This window comes from Sporosarcina luteola (assembly GCF_023715535.1).
Lineage (GTDB): Bacteria > Bacillota > Bacilli > Bacillales_A > Planococcaceae > Sporosarcina > Sporosarcina luteola_B.
The window spans coordinates 30,881-47,286 of record NZ_JAMBOI010000001.1 but is presented as its reverse complement, the minus strand read 5'-3'; the positions used below and the strand labels follow the sequence as shown (position 1 = coordinate 47,286).

Sequence of the window (16,406 nt, the reverse complement as noted above, 5' to 3'; positions counted from 1 at the left end):
TTGAATGAATAATTCAAAAGGGCCTTTTTATCTACCTTGAAATTCAATATATTCAGCGATTTTTGTTTGAGTGAACAAAAATATATTGAAATATGAGGTAAATGTTGTGCGTGTGCCTATATCTTCCTAATCATTGCACTATTAGAATTAAACAAAGAATTAGAATTTAAGAGGAGGCTGCTGCATGGATGTGCAAGTGAAAGAACGATTGATTGCCATCACGGGTAGTGCTCATGCGAGGACATCGACAGCACAGAAGCTTGCGTATTCCTATGATGCGACCGCCAATTTTCAAGCACTGCCGGATATAGTCCTTTCTCCTTCTTCCGTCGAAGAAATTCAAGAAATTGTAAAAGTATGTGCAGAGTACGGGGTTCCGATCGTCTCCAGGGGTTCCGGGACGAATCTTGCGGCGGGGACGACGCCGACTTCCGGAGGCGTCGTCGTTTTATTCAATAGAATGAATCGGATCCTGGAGTTGGATGAAGAAAACTTAACGTTGACGGTCCAGCCGGGCGTCATCACACAGGCAATCAATGAATTGGTTGCAGAAAAAGGGTTGTTTTATCCGCCCGATCCGAGTTCGATGAGCATTTCGACGATCGGAGGGAATGTAAGCGAGAATTCTGGAGGCTTACGTGGCTTGAAATATGGCGTCACACGCGATTATGTAAAGGCGTTGAAAATCGTCCTGCCGAGCGGGGAGCTGTTGACGACAGGCGGAAAGCTTGCGAAGGATGTAGCGGGATATGATCTGACAAGTTTGTTCGTCGGCTCGGAAGGGACACTCGGTATCATTGTAGAAATCACGTTAGGCCTGATTCCTGCACCTGAGACAAAAAAGACGCTGTTAGTATTCTATGACACGCTTGAAAAGGCGGCGCAGACCGTTTCATCGATCATTGCAGCAAAAATCGTGCCGGCGACACTTGAGTTCATGGATAAAGGAACGATTGAAGCGGTCGAAGAGTTCATGAAAATCGGCTTGCCGACGAATTGTGAAGCGATGCTGCTCATCGAACAGGATGGAGATCCGGCGGTTGTCGACAAGGATATGGAGCACGTCCACAAACTATGTATGGAACATGGCGCAACGTCGACACAGATGGCGCAGACTGTTGAAGAGGCTGCGCAGTTGAGCATAGCACGCCGGGTCGCTTTGTCGGCGCTCGCAAGGAAGCGGCCGACGACAATTCTAGAGGATGCAACCGTCCCACGCTCCGAAATTGCAAAGATGGTGAAGGCTGTCCAGGAAATTGCGTTGAAATACGATCTGCTTATCTGCACATTCGGACATGCGGGTGACGGCAACTTGCATCCGACCATATTGACAGATGTGAGGGACGATGCAGAAATGGCTAGAGTGGAAATGGCATTTGCGGAAATCTTCGACCATGCCATCAAGCTTGGCGGCACGATTACTGGTGAACATGGGGTCGGTGAGATGAAGGCTCCTTATTTGGAATGGAAGATCGGCAAGGCAGGGATGGACACGATGAAAAGCATCAAATTGGCAATCGATCCCCTTAATATAATGAACCCGGGAAAAATATTCGCCAAGTCGACGAAGAAGAGGGTAGTGGTGCAGCATGAGTAATGCACAAGCTGAGCTGATCAGGCACTCATTCGTCACCCATGTCGATGAAAACAGACTGATGGATTGCATGCGATGCGGATTCTGTCTACCGGCCTGTCCTACATATATCTATTCCGATTATGACGAAACCCAGTCGCCCCGCGGCAGGATCGCACTTATGAAGGCCGTACGTGACGGAGATGTCGAATGGGACGGATCCATCGAAGAGGCTTTCGACTTATGCCTCGGTTGCAGGGCGTGCGAACCCGCGTGTCCCGCCGGTGTCCAATACGGAACACTTATCGAGGAGACGCGCGAAGCGGTATTATCCGTGAAATCGCAGTCATTGAAAGAGAAGACGATTCGAAAAGGGGCGTTCGACCATCTTTTCGCCGATCAGCGGAAGATGAAGACCGCTGTGAAGCTAGTGACATTCTATCAGAAATCAGGATTGCAGAAAGTCGTGCGGAAAGTCGGATTCCTTGAGCTCTTCCCACCATTCATGAAAGAGATGGAAAGGTCGCTGCCCGACCCGCCGAAGAAGCGCAGAGCACAGGCGGCCCAAACCGAAAAGAAAACAAAAGTCGCCTTCTTCGCCGGCTGCCTCATGGATACGATGTTCCAGGAGACGAACCGGAATACGATCGAACTGTTGAACATGCTCGGCTGTGAAGTGGTCATTCCGAAAAACCAGCAATGCTGCGGAGCTTTGCAAGGGCATAGCGGTGAAATGGAACGGGCGAGAAGGAACGCGAAAGCGAATCTGGAAGCATTCTCCCTCGAAGGTATCGATTACATCGTCAACAATGCCGGTGGTTGCGGGGCATTCTTGTCCGAGTATGACAGGCTATTTGAAGAGAATCCGACGTTGCATACATTGGCACGTCAATTCAGCAAAAAGCAAATTGATATTTCCTCATTGCTCGTGAAGTTAGGGATTGTTGATGAACTGGCAAAGCAACCGCAGACGGAAGCAACTGAAATCGTCACTTATCAGGATTCCTGTCATTTACGGAATGTGAACGGTGTGAAGGACGAGCCAAGGGAAATCTTGAGAGCAGCCAAAGGCAGTTTATTTGTGGAAATGCCCGGTGCGCATTTATGTTGCGGTTCCGCCGGTATCTATAATTTACTTCAACCAGAAATGGCATCACGGATTCTTGGTTCGAAAATGGAAGAGGTGAAACGGGTTCAGGCAACGACAATCATTACGACGAATCCAGGATGTCTGCTTCAAATGAAAGTCGGCGTTGAAAGGGAAGGCTTGTCCGAAACTGCCCGCGCCATGCATGTAGTCGATTTTATTCACGAAAAAATAATGGAATCCATTGGAGGATAATGAGATGAAGATGAAAAAAGGCAGAATTTTAGGGGCAATCGGTTTAACGGCAATGCTCATGCTTGGTGCATGTTCAAAAGATGATTCAGGCAGCGCATCAAGCGACGAAAAAAAATACAATTTGAAAATGTCCGTGACGGTGAATGACTCATCCACTTGGTACAAGGCAGCAGAGAAGCTCGCCAATGACATGAAGGAAGAAACAGACGGCAGGATCAATATCGAAGTGTTCCCGAATGAGCAGTTATCTGGCGGGGACCAAGGGAAAGGCGTCGAATTGCTGGCGAAAGGGCAGACCGATTTAAGCTTGCACTCAACAATCATCTATTCTATTTTGGACGACCGATTCGGAGTTGCAAGTGCACCATTCCTGTTCAGTGAACATGCTGAAGCGGATAAAGTGTTCAGTGGCAAGGGCGGTGAAATGATCGGGGAAATCCTGAATGAAAAAGGTGTTGAGTTGCTTGGATTCGGAGAAAATGGTTTCCGTCAAGTGACGAACAGCAAGCATGAGATCAAATCGCCTGCGGATATGAAAGGCATGAAGATCCGTATCCCTGGCATTAACATGTACACGGATCTATATCGTGCATTAGGTGCGGACCCTGCGACAATGGCATTCTCTGAAGTGTTCACTTCATTGCAGCAAGGCACGATCCACGGGCAGGAAAATCCGATTGATGTCATCCATTCTTCCAAGCTGAATGAAGTCCAAGATTATTTGACGCAATGGAACTATTCATATGACCCGCTAGTGCTTGGCATTAACAAGAAGCTATTCGACTCGATGAGCAAGGAAGACCAAGAGCTGTTCAAGAAACTTGGAAAAGAAGCCGCGGCTTTCCAAATCGAGCTTGCACGCGAAAAAGAGTCTAAGCAAATTGAAGAGTTGAAAGCTGCGGGCATGCAATTCTATGTACCGACTGAAGCGGAAATGGAAGAGTTTAAAGCCGCTGTTCAACCGCTTTACGAAAAATACAAAGACATCTGGGGCGAAGATTTGCTGAAAGCGTTCCAAGATCAATAAGTGGAGGGAACATGAATGGAAAGAGTGATTAGCAGATTAGAAGAGTGGATTGTTGTAATCGTTTTGTCCATCATGTCCACAATTGCTTTTGTCAATATCGTTTCAAGGGGATTTTTAGGCTACTCGTTCTCCTTTGCCGAAGAAATTACGGTGAACTTGTTCGTAGCACTTACTTTTGTCGGAACAGCCATAGGTGTGCGCCAATACGCACACCTTGGCTTTACACTGATTTATGATCTGGCGAATATAGTTGTGAAAAATATCATCACAATCCTCGTTGGCGTCTTGATGTCGCTTTTATTTGTCATACTCGTCTATTTCGGGATTCAAATGCTCTTGTTCCAAGTACAGATGGGCCAGAAAACACCGGCACTCGGATGGCCGCAATGGATGTTCTCGATGGCGATGCCGATTGGTGCGTCTTTATGTCTGTTCAGGACTGTGCAGGCGACGATCAAGGAATACCGTGAGCAAAATGGGAAAGGGGAGCAGGCGCTATGATGGCTTTAATATTATTTGGTCTGTTTTTCTTGCTCGTCATGCTTCGGCTGCCGATTGCGGTGGCGCTTGCCATTTCATCCATTGCTGTGCTGTTCACGGGCAGCGGGATGTTCGGACTTGAATTGGTTGCAGATATCATGTACTCAAGCGTATCGAAGTTCACGTTGCTTGCGATCCCGTTTTTCATTTTGGCGGGAGTCATCATGGAGCAGGCGGGCATTTCAAAAAGGCTGATCGACTTTGCGCAGACGTTGGTCGGTCATCGGAAAAGCGGAATCGTCTTCGTCACAGTCATGACGGCGATATTCTTTGCGGCAATTTCAGGATCAGGCCCGGCAACAGTCGCGGCAATCGGTGGAATCCTCATTCCCGCAATGGTGAAGAATGGTTATAAGAAAGAGACGGCCGGAGGACTAGTGGCAAGTTCAGGTGCAATTGGTATCATCATTCCGCCAAGCATTGCTTTCATCGTGTTTGCTGTCGTTGCGGGCGATCAGATCCCTGTATCGATCGGACGGTTATTCATAGCGGGCATCGTCCCGGGATTATTGCTCGGAGGCGGATTCATTCTTGCTGCAATGTATGTCAGATGGAAACAGGAACGCGCGGAAGGTCCTATTGAAGGCTTCGTTCCGGAGAAAGCAACGGGTAAAGAGCGTTTGAAAGCGTTTGTGAGTGCGTTTTGGGGATTAATGATACCTATTATCATTTTAGGTGGTATCTATGGCGGATATTTCACACCGACAGAAGCTGCGGTAGTCGCAGTGTTTTACGGTCTATTCGTCGGCTTCGTCATCTATCGTGAACTGAACTTGAAGAAACTATACGATATTTTAGTGGCAGCATCGGTTCAGACGGCGACTGTCATGTTCATCGTCAGTGCGGCATCCGTCTATGCGTATATCATTACGACGGAGCAAATTGCAAGACAGATTTCCAGTGCCATGCTCGGAATTTCTGAAAACCCGATCATCATCCTATTGCTTGTCAACGTCTTGCTGTTGATTGCAGGAATGTTCATCGATGCAATTTCCGCGTACTATATTTTCATTCCGATTCTATTACCAATTATGCTTTTCATGGATGTCGATCCGACGGTTTTCGGTGTTTTCATGACAGTCAACTTGGCAATCGGACTCTTCACACCGCCTGTAGGCTTGAACTTATTTGTCGCGGCGGGCATTTCGGGGACATCGATCGGCAGGTTATCGATAGGGGTTATGCCGTTCATCGTTTCTTCGATCATCATTCTGCTGCTCATTACATTTATACCGCAAATATCAACATTTTTACCGGATTTATTAAACGTCAAATAGGGGGTATTTGGCATGAAACTTAAGGGGCACACAGCGATCATTACGGGAGCGGCGAGCGGCATAGGGGCTCAGTCTGCCATCCGGCTTGCGATAGAAGGAGCGGATCTAGTCCTGATCGACTTGAATTCTTGTAGTAAAACGATTGATTCCATACAAGCAGTAAGACCGGAAGCGACAGTAATGGAATGTCTCGGGGACATCCGCGACCCGGAATTCGTGAAAGCCGCTGTCGCGCGTGCTTCCGATTCATTCGGGGAACTTCATATTTTGGTGAACAATGCGGGAACTTGCGGGAGGCTAGGAATCGACAATACGCCTCTTGAAATTTGGGACCGTGATATGGACACGAATGTGAAAGCCGCCTTCCTGTTCATGCAAGCAGTGGTTTATCCACATATGGTCGAACAGAATTATGGACGGATCATTAACATCAGCTCCATTTCGGGTCTTAACGGCGGCGTTACTTCGGGAGACGGCGCGAATGGACGATCAGGTCCGGCGTATGCGGCATCGAAAGGGGCTGTCATCGCCTTGACGAAATGGGCGGCAAAGGAATTGGGCGTCTTTGACATCACTTGCAATTCGGTGGCGCCGGGGGCAACTGAGACGGGGATCACTTCCGGAGTTCCTTATGACGTCAGTCAGCAAGCTATCAAACGGATGGGAACAACCGCCGATATTGCGGAAGCAGTACTTTACTTCGCATTGCCGGAATCAGGCTATACAACCGGACAAGTGTTGAAAGTGGACGGGGGCTATAGCTTTGGATAAGCGTATTCAAGCTGTGCATGACAAGAAATCTGATCGGATTGCTGGACGCTTTATGAAAGGCATTGACCTATTTGAGGGTATCAAAGGCGTCTGCAAGGAGTTCGGGGTGGAAGCGGCGCAGTTTCAATGCCTTGGATCGCTTGAGTACGCAACTTATGTACAATTGGACCTTAATGATGACAACACTCTGCAATACTCGTCAGAAACCGAAACAGATACACCAGTTGAACTGCTGTCAGGGACCGGCTTTGTCGGCCTCGACATGGAAGGTAAGCTGGAAGTGCATTTCCACGGGATGTTCGTCGACTGTAATAAGAATTTGAACGGGGGGCATTTCATCGACGGCAAGAATCCGGTCGCCGTCACGATTGAGTTTGCCCTCTTTCCATTGAACGGCATCCAGATGCAACGGGGATTGGATGAGATTTACGGCATACCTGTATTTCAATTTAGGGAGAAGGAGTGAGGGGCATGGAAACATTGGGGAAGTTGGCAATGAAATCGGCCGCCGCCTATCCGGACAAGGTGGCTGTGAAGGATAAGGATCGGTTACTTACATATCGGGAAATGATGGAACGGGTTTTCGCCCTGACAGCATATTTCCATGAAACGGGACTGCGCAAAGGCGATCGGGTCGGTATCCTTATGGCGAATCGACTCGAACATATCGAACTTGACGTTGCAACAGCGCTCACTGGTGTCATCAAAGTCCCATTGAATTATCGGCTACATCCGAAGGAGCATGACTATATGCTGAAAGATGCCGACGTGAGCCTGGTCATCGGGGACCCGGAATTGATTGAACCAATCGGAACGGATGTAGCCGTACTGAATATCGGGGAGGACTATGAACAAGCCGTCAAAGCGCACCTCGGAAAACATTATATAGAAGAAATCGGGGAAGACGATCTGTTCGCGATCATGTATACATCGGGAACGACGGGCAATCCGAAAGGCGTCATGCTGTCACACCGCAATATGATATCGGGCGCTTTGTCGCTTGCAGCCGCTTGTGATACGGACTACGACGACATCATCGGGCATGTCGCGCCATTGACGCACGGCAGCAACTTCCTTTCACATGTCGCCTGGCTGTATGGATTGACGCAAGTCGTATTCGATAAATTCGAGCCGGAAGAATTCGTCAGTGACTTGGCGAGGGAGCGAGTATCGACGATTTTCCTCGTGCCGACGATGGTGAACTTGATGATCCAACACCCGAATTTCGATCCGGCGAAGCTGTCAACGTTGAAGACGATCAATATGGCAGGCTCTGCGATTGCTGCATCTAAGCTTGAACAGGCATTGTCGCTCGCCGGTCCGATTTTCGCTCAGACGTACGGACAAGTAGAAGCACCGATGTGCATTACGATGATGCCGAAGAAGGAAATGGCGAACAGGCTTGAATCATGCGGGCGCACAGGACTTTTCGTCGATATGAAGATCGTCGATGACGAAGGGAATGAAGTCGCTGACGGAGAAGTGGGCGAAATCATCTGCAAAGGATCCCTCGTCATGCAAGGCTATTGGAATAATAAGCAGGCGACGGAAGAGACGTTGAAGGACGGCTGGCTCCATACTGGAGATCTCGGTTGGAAGAGCGCGGAAGGGTATCTTCATATCGTCGACCGCAAAAAGGACGTCATCATTTCAGGGGGCGTCAATATTTATCCGCGTGAAGTGGAGGAAGTGCTCTATTTGCATACGGGCGTGAAGGAGACTTGCGTCATCGGCGTTCCAGATGACAAATGGGGTGAGAATGTCATCGCATATGTCGTCTTGAATGGTACGGCAGAAGTGACGGAAGAGGAACTCATCAATTTATGCATCGAAAACATGGCCAGCTTCAAAAAACCGAAAGAGATTCATATCGTGGATGAACTGCCGAAGAGCTCGTACGGCAAAATCCTGAAACGGGAACTCCGGAACAAGCATGAGGAGGTCAAAGTATGACTAGTGTATATGTCCACGGAATTGGAATGACACAGTTCGGGACGTTCGTCGACAGGTCAATGAAGGAATTATTGTTGGAAGCGTGCATCCAAGCATTGGAAGATGCGGGAAATCCGAAAGTCGATGCTGTATATGTTGGGAACTTCATGGGAGGCGCCATCTATAACCAGGAAATCCTTGGTGCGATCGTCGCCAATGAATTGGGACTAGGATTCATTCCGACAGCGAAGGTCGAGGGAGCTTGCGCTTCAGGCGGAATTGCTTTGCGGCAAGGAATTATGGGGATTTTAAGCGGGGAATACGAAACGGTCCTCGTGGCGGGCGTTGAGAAAATGAAGCATGCGTCCACATCCGACGTGACACAGGCAATCAATGCAGCGATGGATAATGATTCAAATGAAAAGCAGGCTGGATTGACGTTCCCAGGATTTTTCGGCGTATTGGCCAACCGGTATTTCTACGAAACAGGCGCGTCAAAAAAACATTTGGCGATGGTAGCCTTGAAGAACCGCGAGCATGCACTCAATAATCCGCTTGCACAATTCCAAAAGCCTGCAACGCTGGATGAAATCATGAATGCGCGGATCATCACGAATCCGTTAGGCTTGTTCGATTGCTCACCGATGACGGACGGGGCAGCAGCTCTCGTCATCTCGAAGAAGAAGTCGGGCGTGCATATCCGCTCATCCGCCCAAAACTCGGGTCCTACTCAAATGCAGGACGCTGATGATCTGTTATCGATTCCGGCCATCCGGGAATCTGGCCGTCTTGCCTATGAAAAGGCGGGCGTCGGCCCGGAAGATATCGACGTAGTAGAAATTCATGACTGCTTTTCGATGACGGAAGTGCTCGCCATCGAGGAATTGGGATTCTTCAACAAGCGTGAAGGATGGAAAGCAGTCGAAGAAGGACGGACGAAATCGACTGGGGACAAGCCGGTCAATACGAGCGGTGGATTGCTATCGCGAGGACATCCGATCGGTGCGACGGGAATCGCTCAAATTTACCAACTCGTCAGGCAGCTTCGGGGCACGGCTCCGAACCAAGTGGACGGGGCGAAGCTTGCATTGGCTCAAAACTTGGGCGGCACAGGCTCGTATTCAACGGTGCATATTTTGGAGAGGGTGTGAAGACATGAAGATTTTTAAATGCAATTCATGCGATTACGCAAGCGTCTCATCGAAATACACATGCCCGCAGTGCCGAACCGGCAAGCTTGAAGCGCAGGAAGTGTCTCCGAAAGGAACGGTATTCAGCTTCACGGACATCCATATCGCCCCTGCCGAGTTTGCGGATATCGCTCCATATACAATTGCGCTTATCCAACTTGACGAGGCAAATGTTAAAGTGACCGCCAGGATGGATAACCCGGTTCAGATCGGTGATAAGGCTGATTTGGACAAAATTGAGAATGGCGCGTATTTATATACGAGAATATGACGGCTTGTGCTTGGAATCGGTTTGTTGATTCCAGGCGCATGTCTTTTTGTAAAGGAGGAAATCCGTTGAAAGCATTGCAAGTGGCAACAGGAATCGTTTCGAAATATTTGCCGATATGGATTGTCCTGCTATCCGTAATCGCTTACTTGGCACCTGGTATCTTCATTCCGATACGCAGTTTGACAGGCGCCGGACTCGGAACGATCTTCCTCCTGATGGGCCTATCATTATCGACGGATAAACTGATGGAGGTCATCAAAAACCCGAAATTCGCATTCATCGGTGTCTTCCTCAAGTGGACAATGACAGTCGGCGTTTCGATTGTGATTGCTTATCTATTTTTCAAGGACGAAGCGGAAATTGCGACAGGCGTCATTTTGGCGGGGACCGTACCAAGCGGCACGTCGGCCAACATCTACACATTCATCGCGGGCGGCGAAGTGGCATTAAGCATTACGATGGCAACGATGGATACTTTCATCTCGCCGATATTAACACCGACCCTCGTGCAAGTGTTTGCAGGAAAGTTGATACCGATTGCGTTTTGGCCGCTGTTCCTGAATATCATTTATATCGTGTTCATACCATTATTGGCAGGATTGTTCATCCAATGGAAGTGGACAAAAAAGGTCGAAGTCATCAAGCCATACACATCGGTCCTTTCCCAGCTCGCGTTGTTCATCGTTATTCTTTCTGTCATTTCGAGCGCACAGCAATCATTGGAGCAGAATTTATCGGTGCTGCCACTCGTATTCGCAGCAGTCTTCCTTCAAGTGTGCATCCCGATGGCTGGCGGCTATTTCATCGCGAAGCTGCTGAAGGTGCCCGAACAGAACGCCCGCGCAATCCTCTTTCATACAGGCATCTGCAACACTGCCCTTGCCGCGACGCTTGCGATGGAGCACGTCAGCTCGCTCGCTGCTGTTCCCGCCGTCGCCAATATGGTCGTCAACCTGACAGTCGGGGCACTTGTGGCAAGTCTGTTTGAGAATAAATTCAAATTGCAAAAGAACGATTCCGTTGCAGTGAGTGAATGAAAAACGCTGAAATCGCCATCTCGGCGTATGCCGCCTCCTACTAGTTCATACGTTTAAGTATTAGCCAGTCAGGGGGTTGCACATTGAAAAAGAGGACAATGAACATAGTGGCGGTCATTTTACTATTGCTCACGACATCGGCTTGCGGCGGGAAACGACCAATTGGCCAAGCCGACCTTGCGCCTAAAGGGGCCGTTGAACTTGCAACCGCATGGACCGGATCGGCCGCAATCATCAAGGCCGGCGGGTTGTACAAGGAAGGCGAGTATAAGACATTCGCCCATAAAGGATTGGAATATCGCTATTTGGCCGCCCACTTGGATTCCAAGAAGAAGATCAAAGCAGAACTGCACAAATTCGTCACGAAGAAAAAAGCGAAACGGTTTATGAAAGATAACGGCATATTGAAACATAAAGGGAAATTGGCCTCGCCTGTCGCTGAAGAAGCACCGGGCTTGCTGCTCCAATGGGAGATTGCGACAGCAAGAGAGTTAAAATCGAAAAAAGACAGGAAGACGTTCGAAATCACCGTCCCTATCGGAGACACCCGAACCGCCGAGACGATCATCGTAAGCTACGACTACGTGAAGAAATCAGGCTGGCGGATCGATAAATTCAATGAATAGCAGGGAAAAGCGCATAACTTCCCCCAAACACTCATAAATCCAAATAATGACGCATAAATCATTCTTAGTGCGCATAAAAAAAATATGCGTGTTTGCTGCGATTTATGCGTTTCCGGAGTGACTTATGCGCGTCGTTTCAAATTTATGCGCTTTTGCCATTCAGCAAAAGCGTTTTTAAATTTCTCCATAAAATCTTACTAAAAGTCTTCAATCCGCGGAATCAATTCCATCTACTTACTAAAGTTCCACTCATCAATCACCAACAGCAACAATGAAATAAAAAATATTTTCAAACTGTCATACTTCCTATGATATGCAATATATCGCCGATGTAAGCGGATACAAAATATACTATAATTCATAATTGAACAATAATTATAAAAAGACGGTTGACGTAGGCAAAAATACGATATATGATAGCAACAATCTATTTAGATATGTGATTCATTTCACGCAATTCATTTAGTGAGAATGTTCTTGGATGATTTGATTAGGAGAGATAGCAATGAGAAGTGACATGATTAAAAAAGGGATTGACCGTGCGCCTCATAGGAGTCTCCTTTACGCAACGGGTGTTAAAACGAAAGATTTGGAGAAACCTTTCATCGGTGTATGTAATTCATATATTGATATTATTCCAGGTCACAAACATTTAAATAAATTTGCTGAAATTGTAAAAGAGGCAATTTGGGAAGCAGGCGGGGTTCCATTCGAGTTCAACACGATCGGTGTAGATGATGGAATCGCGATGGGGCATATCGGAATGCGTTACTCACTGCCGAGCCGCGAACTGATTGCGGATTCTGCCGAAACGGTCATCAATGCCCACTGGTTCGATGGAGTGTTCTACATTCCGAACTGTGACAAGATCACGCCGGGCATGCTCATGGCGGCAGTCCGGACGAATGTCCCTTCCGTCTTCGTATCGGGTGGACCGATGGAAGCGGGTGTTTCCTCGTCAGGTTCACCGCTGTCCCTTACATCCGTATTCGAAGGGGTCGGAGCATACAAATCTGGAAAAATGACGGCGGAAGAGCTTCTCGACATAGAAGCCAATGCATGTCCGACATGCGGCTCGTGCTCAGGAATGTTCACGGCGAACTCTATGAACTGCCTCATGGAAATGCTAGGAATGGCGTTGCCCGGCAATGGAACAATCGTCGCAACTTCCGATGAACGCCACAGGCTGATCAAGGAAGCGGCTAAGAACTTGATCCGCATGGTGAAAGAGGATGTCAAACCGCGTGACATCATTACGAAGGAAGCGATCGATGATGCTTTTGCACTCGATATGGCGATGGGCGGATCGACCAATACGGTTCTACATACATTGGCGATTGCACACGAAGCGGAAATCGAATATAGCGTCCAGGATATTAACACAGTTGCCGAACGGGTTCCGTATTTAGCGAAAATCATGCCGGCATCCGATATCTCAATGGATGACATTTTCAAAGCAGGCGGCGTCAGTGCCATTATCAATGAACTTACAAAAATACCTGGAGCCATCCATCCTGATCGTATTACCATCACAGGAAAAACGATGAGGGAGGACGTCCAGGACTATCATATTACAAACGATCAAGTGATTCGGACGAAGGATAATCCGTACAGTCCGGTAGGCGGCTTATCTGTCCTATTTGGAAATATTGCTCCTGACGGCGGAGTCATCAAAGTGGGAGCGGTCGATCCTTCGATCAAGCAGTTCACTGGTGAAGCGATCGTCTTCGAATCCCAGGAAGCTGCGCAGGAGAACATCGACAACGGCACGGTCCGTGAAGGGCATGTCGTCGTCATCCGCTACGAAGGTCCGAAAGGCGGGCCGGGCATGCCGGAAATGCTGGCTCCGACGTCGTCCATCCAGGGAAGAGGATTAGGAACGAAAGTGGCGCTCGTTACTGATGGCAGGTTCTCCGGAGCATCCCGAGGCATCTCCATCGGCCATATTTCACCGGAAGCAGCTGAAGGCGGTCCAATCGCATTGGTTGAAGATGGAGATATCATCGACATCGATTTGACGAACCGGACCATCGAGTTGAAAGTGTCAGACGAAATATTGGCAGCGCGCAAATCGAAGCTGCAACCATTTGAACCTAAAATCAAAAAAGGCTATTTGGCCAGATACTCAAAACTTGTCACGTCCGCAAGTACAGGCGGAGTGATGAAAATATAACAATTCGATGATGGGGCAAAAGGGGATAGATCCTTGCATTCACAGAGAGCCGGTCGTGCTGGAAGCCGGCAATGCAACTATCCGCGATATCACCTCGGAGTGGACTGCTGAAAGGGAAACCGAGTAGGCAATCCCGGGCTCGTGCAAGACGACGGGCTCGTTATCAGCGAATGGTCGCTCTCTTGCGACTGTTCACGAGGCGGCAAATGTCGCGAACAAGGGTGGTACCATGAAAAGCTTTTTCATCCCTTATACGAAGAACGAGGTTTCTTTGTGTGGGGAGAAAAGGCTTTTCTTTTTTAATAAAAATTAACCATTAGAAAAGTAAGGAGGAGTTCGTATATGAGTGCGGAAGTTCAAACGAAGCAGGCAGTTATGGAAATGACGCCGAAATCTCAAGACGAAAAACAGAATAATCAACCGATGGATGGTTCTGCGGTCTTGATTCAAGGGTTGAAAGACCAAGGTGTCGAAGTCATTTTCGGTTACCCTGGAGGTGCCGTCCTACCAATTTATGACGCATTATACAAGGATCCGATTCCCCATGTGCTTGCCCGTCATGAACAGGGAGCCATCCACGCAGCGGAAGGCTATGCGCGAGTATCCGGAAAACCGGGCGTTGTCATTGCGACATCTGGTCCGGGCGCGACGAATCTGGTGACGGGGATTACGGATGCGATGATGGATTCATTGCCGCTCGTCGTTTTCACAGGACAAGTGGCAAGCACCGTCATCGGGACGGATGCATTCCAGGAGGCGGATATCATCGGAATTACGCAGCCGATCACAAAGCATAACTACCAGGTGCGAGACGTCGCGGACCTTCCGAGGATCATCAAAGAAGCATTCCATATCGCTTCAACAGGAAGACGCGGTCCAGTTGTCGTTGATATTCCGAAAAACGTGGCTACGGAAATCTTCGTCACGGAAGAGGAACGCGATGCTGAGGTGAATCTGCCGGGCTACCAGCCTACGACCACTCCGAATTACTTGCAAATACAGAAGGCGGCGGAAGCGATCCGCTTTGCACGGAAGCCGCTCATCCTGGCCGGGGCAGGCGTATTGCACGGGCAGGCGATGGAAGAACTGAAAACATTGGTGGAAACAAAACGGATTCCAGTCACGAACACACTGCTTGGACTCGGCAGCATCGCCGGACACCATGAACTGTTCCTAGGCATGGCAGGCATGCACGGAACATATACGGCGAATATGGCAATTAGCGAGTGCGACTTGTTGATAAACGTCGGTGCGCGTTTCGACGACAGGCTGACAGGAAATCTGCAAACTTTCGCACCGCATGCAAAAATCATTCATATTGACATCGACCCTGCGGAAATCGGAAAAAACGTCCCGACCGAAATCCCGATCGTGGCGGACTCGAAGGAAGCATTGCAAGCATTGCTCAACCAGGAATTCCATGCGCCGGACACTGAAGAGTGGCTCGCATATTTGAGAGGTATGCAGGAAGAAGCGCCGTTATGGTACAACGTCGACGAGCACGAATTCTTGCCTCAGGAAGCAATCCAAATGATTCACCGCATTACCGAGGGGGATGCAATCGTCACGACTGACGTCGGACAGCATCAGATGTGGGCGGCCCAATATTATTCATTGAACAATCCCGACTTTTGGGTCACGTCGGGGGGGCTCGGAACGATGGGCTTCGGATTCCCCGCTGCAATCGGCGCGCAAATCGCGAAGCCGGATGAAAGGGTAGTCGCGATCGTGGGCGATGGCGGTTTCCAAATGACAGCGCAGGAGCTATCCCTCCTCCAAGAGATGAGAATCCCGGTAAAAGTCGTCATCTTGAATAACGGAGCTCTCGGAATGGTGCGCCAATGGCAGGAGACGTTCTACGATGAACGCTACTCACAATCATTGATTCCCGTCCAGCCGGATTTCGTCAAGCTTGCGGAAGCATATGACCTGAAAGGGTACCGCATCACGAAAAAAGAGGACGCTGAACAAATTTTCCGGGAGGCTCTTCTGTCGGATGAACCAGTACTCATCGATTGCCGGGTGAAAATGCTGGAAAACGTCTATCCGATGGTTGCCCCAGGAAAAGGACTACAGGAAATGATCGGGGTGAAGAGCAAATGAGAAGAGTTATTACAGTGACGGTCATCAATCAAAGCGGGGTGCTGAACCGGGTGACTGGATTGCTGATGAAACGGCAATTCAACATTGAAAGCATCACAGTCGGGCATTCCGAACAGCCGGGCATGTCAAAAATGACATTCATCGTCCATGTCGAGGATGAACGGAAAATCGAACAGCTGCTTAAGCAGCTGCAAAAGCAGATTGACGTCATCAAAGTGAATGACATCACTGACAAGGCAATCGTCATGCGGGAACTGGCGCTTGTGAAAGTCGTCTCTCCACCGCATGCGCGAAGCGAAATCAATAGCATCATCGAACCGTTCCGCGCAACGGTCATCGACTCCGGGAAAAACGTCGTCACGTATCAAGTGACAGGCGCCCCCGAGAAAATCGAGGCATTCATCGATCTCGTAAAACCTTATGGCATCAAAGAATTATCAAGGACCGGAGCAACGGCATTCACCCGTGAAATCCAAAAGGTCAATTCACCACAGTTATCCATTTTAAAATAAATAGATAAAACCTAAATTCGAGGAGGAACTAA

At 48.8% G+C, this 16,406-nt stretch carries 15 protein-coding genes; all 15 read left to right on the top strand.

Annotation, left to right across the window (positions count from 1 at the left end):
• The first annotated feature begins 184 nt into the window (after positions 1–184).
• The 15 genes from M3191_RS00195 to ilvN all read left to right on the top strand — a co-directional run bounded on the left by M3191_RS00195 (position 185) and on the right by ilvN (position 16,374).
• Positions 185–1,597 carry an FAD-linked oxidase C-terminal domain-containing protein gene (locus tag M3191_RS00195; protein ID WP_251697439.1) on the top strand — a complete coding sequence of 471 codons (1,413 nt, stop codon included), beginning with the start codon at positions 185–187 and terminating at the stop codon, positions 1,595–1,597.
• The gene (locus tag M3191_RS00190) at positions 1,590–2,915 is read left to right on the top strand and encodes a (Fe-S)-binding protein (protein WP_251697438.1); all 1,326 of its coding nucleotides are present in this window, start codon (positions 1,590–1,592) and stop codon (positions 2,913–2,915) included. Before M3191_RS00195 ends, M3191_RS00190 begins: the two co-directional genes overlap by 8 nt.
• Before the next feature lie 4 nt (positions 2,916–2,919).
• A complete protein-coding gene (locus M3191_RS00185; RefSeq protein ID WP_251697437.1) occupies positions 2,920–3,942 on the top strand; it encodes a DctP family TRAP transporter solute-binding subunit in 1,023 nt (340 codons plus the stop codon).
• A gap of 15 nt (positions 3,943–3,957) precedes the next feature.
• Positions 3,958–4,443 carry a TRAP transporter small permease gene (locus M3191_RS00180; protein WP_251697436.1) on the top strand — a complete coding sequence of 162 codons (486 nt, stop codon included), beginning with the start codon at positions 3,958–3,960 and terminating at the stop codon, positions 4,441–4,443.
• Entirely contained in the window at positions 4,440–5,759 is a 1,320-nt protein-coding gene (locus tag M3191_RS00175) for a TRAP transporter large permease (RefSeq protein WP_251697435.1), read from the top strand. Before M3191_RS00180 ends, M3191_RS00175 begins: the two co-directional genes overlap by 4 nt.
• Positions 5,760–5,771: 12 nt before the next feature.
• Positions 5,772–6,530: an SDR family NAD(P)-dependent oxidoreductase gene (locus tag M3191_RS00170; RefSeq protein ID WP_251697434.1), complete on the top strand. Its 759-nt coding sequence runs from the start codon at positions 5,772–5,774 to the stop codon at positions 6,528–6,530.
• The gene (locus M3191_RS00165) at positions 6,523–6,996 is read left to right on the top strand and encodes a PPC domain-containing DNA-binding protein (RefSeq protein WP_251697433.1); all 474 of its coding nucleotides are present in this window, start codon (positions 6,523–6,525) and stop codon (positions 6,994–6,996) included. The genes M3191_RS00170 and M3191_RS00165 overlap by 8 nt, the downstream gene beginning before the upstream one ends.
• Before the next feature lie 5 nt (positions 6,997–7,001).
• Positions 7,002–8,483 carry a class I adenylate-forming enzyme family protein gene (locus tag M3191_RS00160; RefSeq protein ID WP_251697432.1) on the top strand — a complete coding sequence of 494 codons (1,482 nt, stop codon included), beginning with the start codon at positions 7,002–7,004 and terminating at the stop codon, positions 8,481–8,483.
• Positions 8,480–9,613, top strand: a complete 1,134-nt coding sequence (locus tag M3191_RS00155) for a thiolase C-terminal domain-containing protein (RefSeq protein ID WP_251697431.1) — start codon at positions 8,480–8,482, stop codon at positions 9,611–9,613. The genes M3191_RS00160 and M3191_RS00155 overlap by 4 nt, the downstream gene beginning before the upstream one ends.
• Before the next feature lie 4 nt (positions 9,614–9,617).
• Positions 9,618–9,923: a Zn-ribbon domain-containing OB-fold protein gene (locus M3191_RS00150; RefSeq protein WP_251697430.1), complete on the top strand. Its 306-nt coding sequence runs from the start codon at positions 9,618–9,620 to the stop codon at positions 9,921–9,923.
• Between the two features lie 65 nt (positions 9,924–9,988).
• Positions 9,989–10,960 (top strand): bile acid:sodium symporter family protein, encoded by a 972-nt coding sequence (locus tag M3191_RS00145; RefSeq protein ID WP_251697429.1) that lies wholly within the window; start codon positions 9,989–9,991, stop codon positions 10,958–10,960.
• A gap of 83 nt (positions 10,961–11,043) precedes the next feature.
• Positions 11,044–11,586 carry an IseA DL-endopeptidase inhibitor family protein gene (locus M3191_RS00140; protein ID WP_251697428.1) on the top strand — a complete coding sequence of 181 codons (543 nt, stop codon included), beginning with the start codon at positions 11,044–11,046 and terminating at the stop codon, positions 11,584–11,586.
• Positions 11,587–12,091: 505 nt separating this feature from the next.
• On the top strand, positions 12,092–13,759 hold the full coding sequence (ilvD, locus tag M3191_RS00135; protein ID WP_251697427.1) for a dihydroxy-acid dehydratase: 1,668 nt from the start codon (positions 12,092–12,094) through the stop codon (positions 13,757–13,759).
• Positions 13,760–14,134: 375 nt separating this feature from the next.
• Positions 14,135–15,862 (top strand): acetolactate synthase large subunit, encoded by a 1,728-nt coding sequence (gene ilvB / locus M3191_RS00130; RefSeq protein WP_251698045.1) that lies wholly within the window; start codon positions 14,135–14,137, stop codon positions 15,860–15,862.
• Positions 15,859–16,374, top strand: coding sequence for an acetolactate synthase small subunit (ilvN, locus tag M3191_RS00125; protein ID WP_251693811.1), 516 nt, complete (start codon positions 15,859–15,861; stop codon positions 16,372–16,374). Before ilvB ends, ilvN begins: the two co-directional genes overlap by 4 nt.
• The last annotated feature ends 32 nt before the right edge of the window (positions 16,375–16,406 follow it).

What these genes read in the sequence shown, in the direction of transcription:
- M3191_RS00195 (WP_251697439.1), top strand. Translation starts at nt 185, where the DNA reads ATGGATGTGCAAGTGAAAGAACGATTGATTGCCATCACGGGTAGTGCT.
- M3191_RS00190 (WP_251697438.1), top strand. Translation starts at nt 1,590, where the DNA reads ATGAGTAATGCACAAGCTGAGCTGATCAGGCACTCATTCGTCACCCAT.
- M3191_RS00185 (WP_251697437.1), top strand. Translation starts at nt 2,920, where the DNA reads ATGAAGATGAAAAAAGGCAGAATTTTAGGGGCAATCGGTTTAACGGCA.
- M3191_RS00180 (WP_251697436.1), top strand. Translation starts at nt 3,958, where the DNA reads ATGGAAAGAGTGATTAGCAGATTAGAAGAGTGGATTGTTGTAATCGTT.
- M3191_RS00175 (WP_251697435.1), top strand. Translation starts at nt 4,440, where the DNA reads ATGATGGCTTTAATATTATTTGGTCTGTTTTTCTTGCTCGTCATGCTT.
- M3191_RS00170 (WP_251697434.1), top strand. Translation starts at nt 5,772, where the DNA reads ATGAAACTTAAGGGGCACACAGCGATCATTACGGGAGCGGCGAGCGGC.
- M3191_RS00160 (WP_251697432.1), top strand. Translation starts at nt 7,002, where the DNA reads ATGGAAACATTGGGGAAGTTGGCAATGAAATCGGCCGCCGCCTATCCG.
- M3191_RS00155 (WP_251697431.1), top strand. Translation starts at nt 8,480, where the DNA reads ATGACTAGTGTATATGTCCACGGAATTGGAATGACACAGTTCGGGACG.
- M3191_RS00150 (WP_251697430.1), top strand. Translation starts at nt 9,618, where the DNA reads ATGAAGATTTTTAAATGCAATTCATGCGATTACGCAAGCGTCTCATCG.
- ilvD (WP_251697427.1), top strand. Translation starts at nt 12,092, where the DNA reads ATGAGAAGTGACATGATTAAAAAAGGGATTGACCGTGCGCCTCATAGG.
- ilvB (WP_251698045.1), top strand. Translation starts at nt 14,135, where the DNA reads ATGGAAATGACGCCGAAATCTCAAGACGAAAAACAGAATAATCAACCG.
- ilvN (WP_251693811.1), top strand. Translation starts at nt 15,859, where the DNA reads ATGAGAAGAGTTATTACAGTGACGGTCATCAATCAAAGCGGGGTGCTG.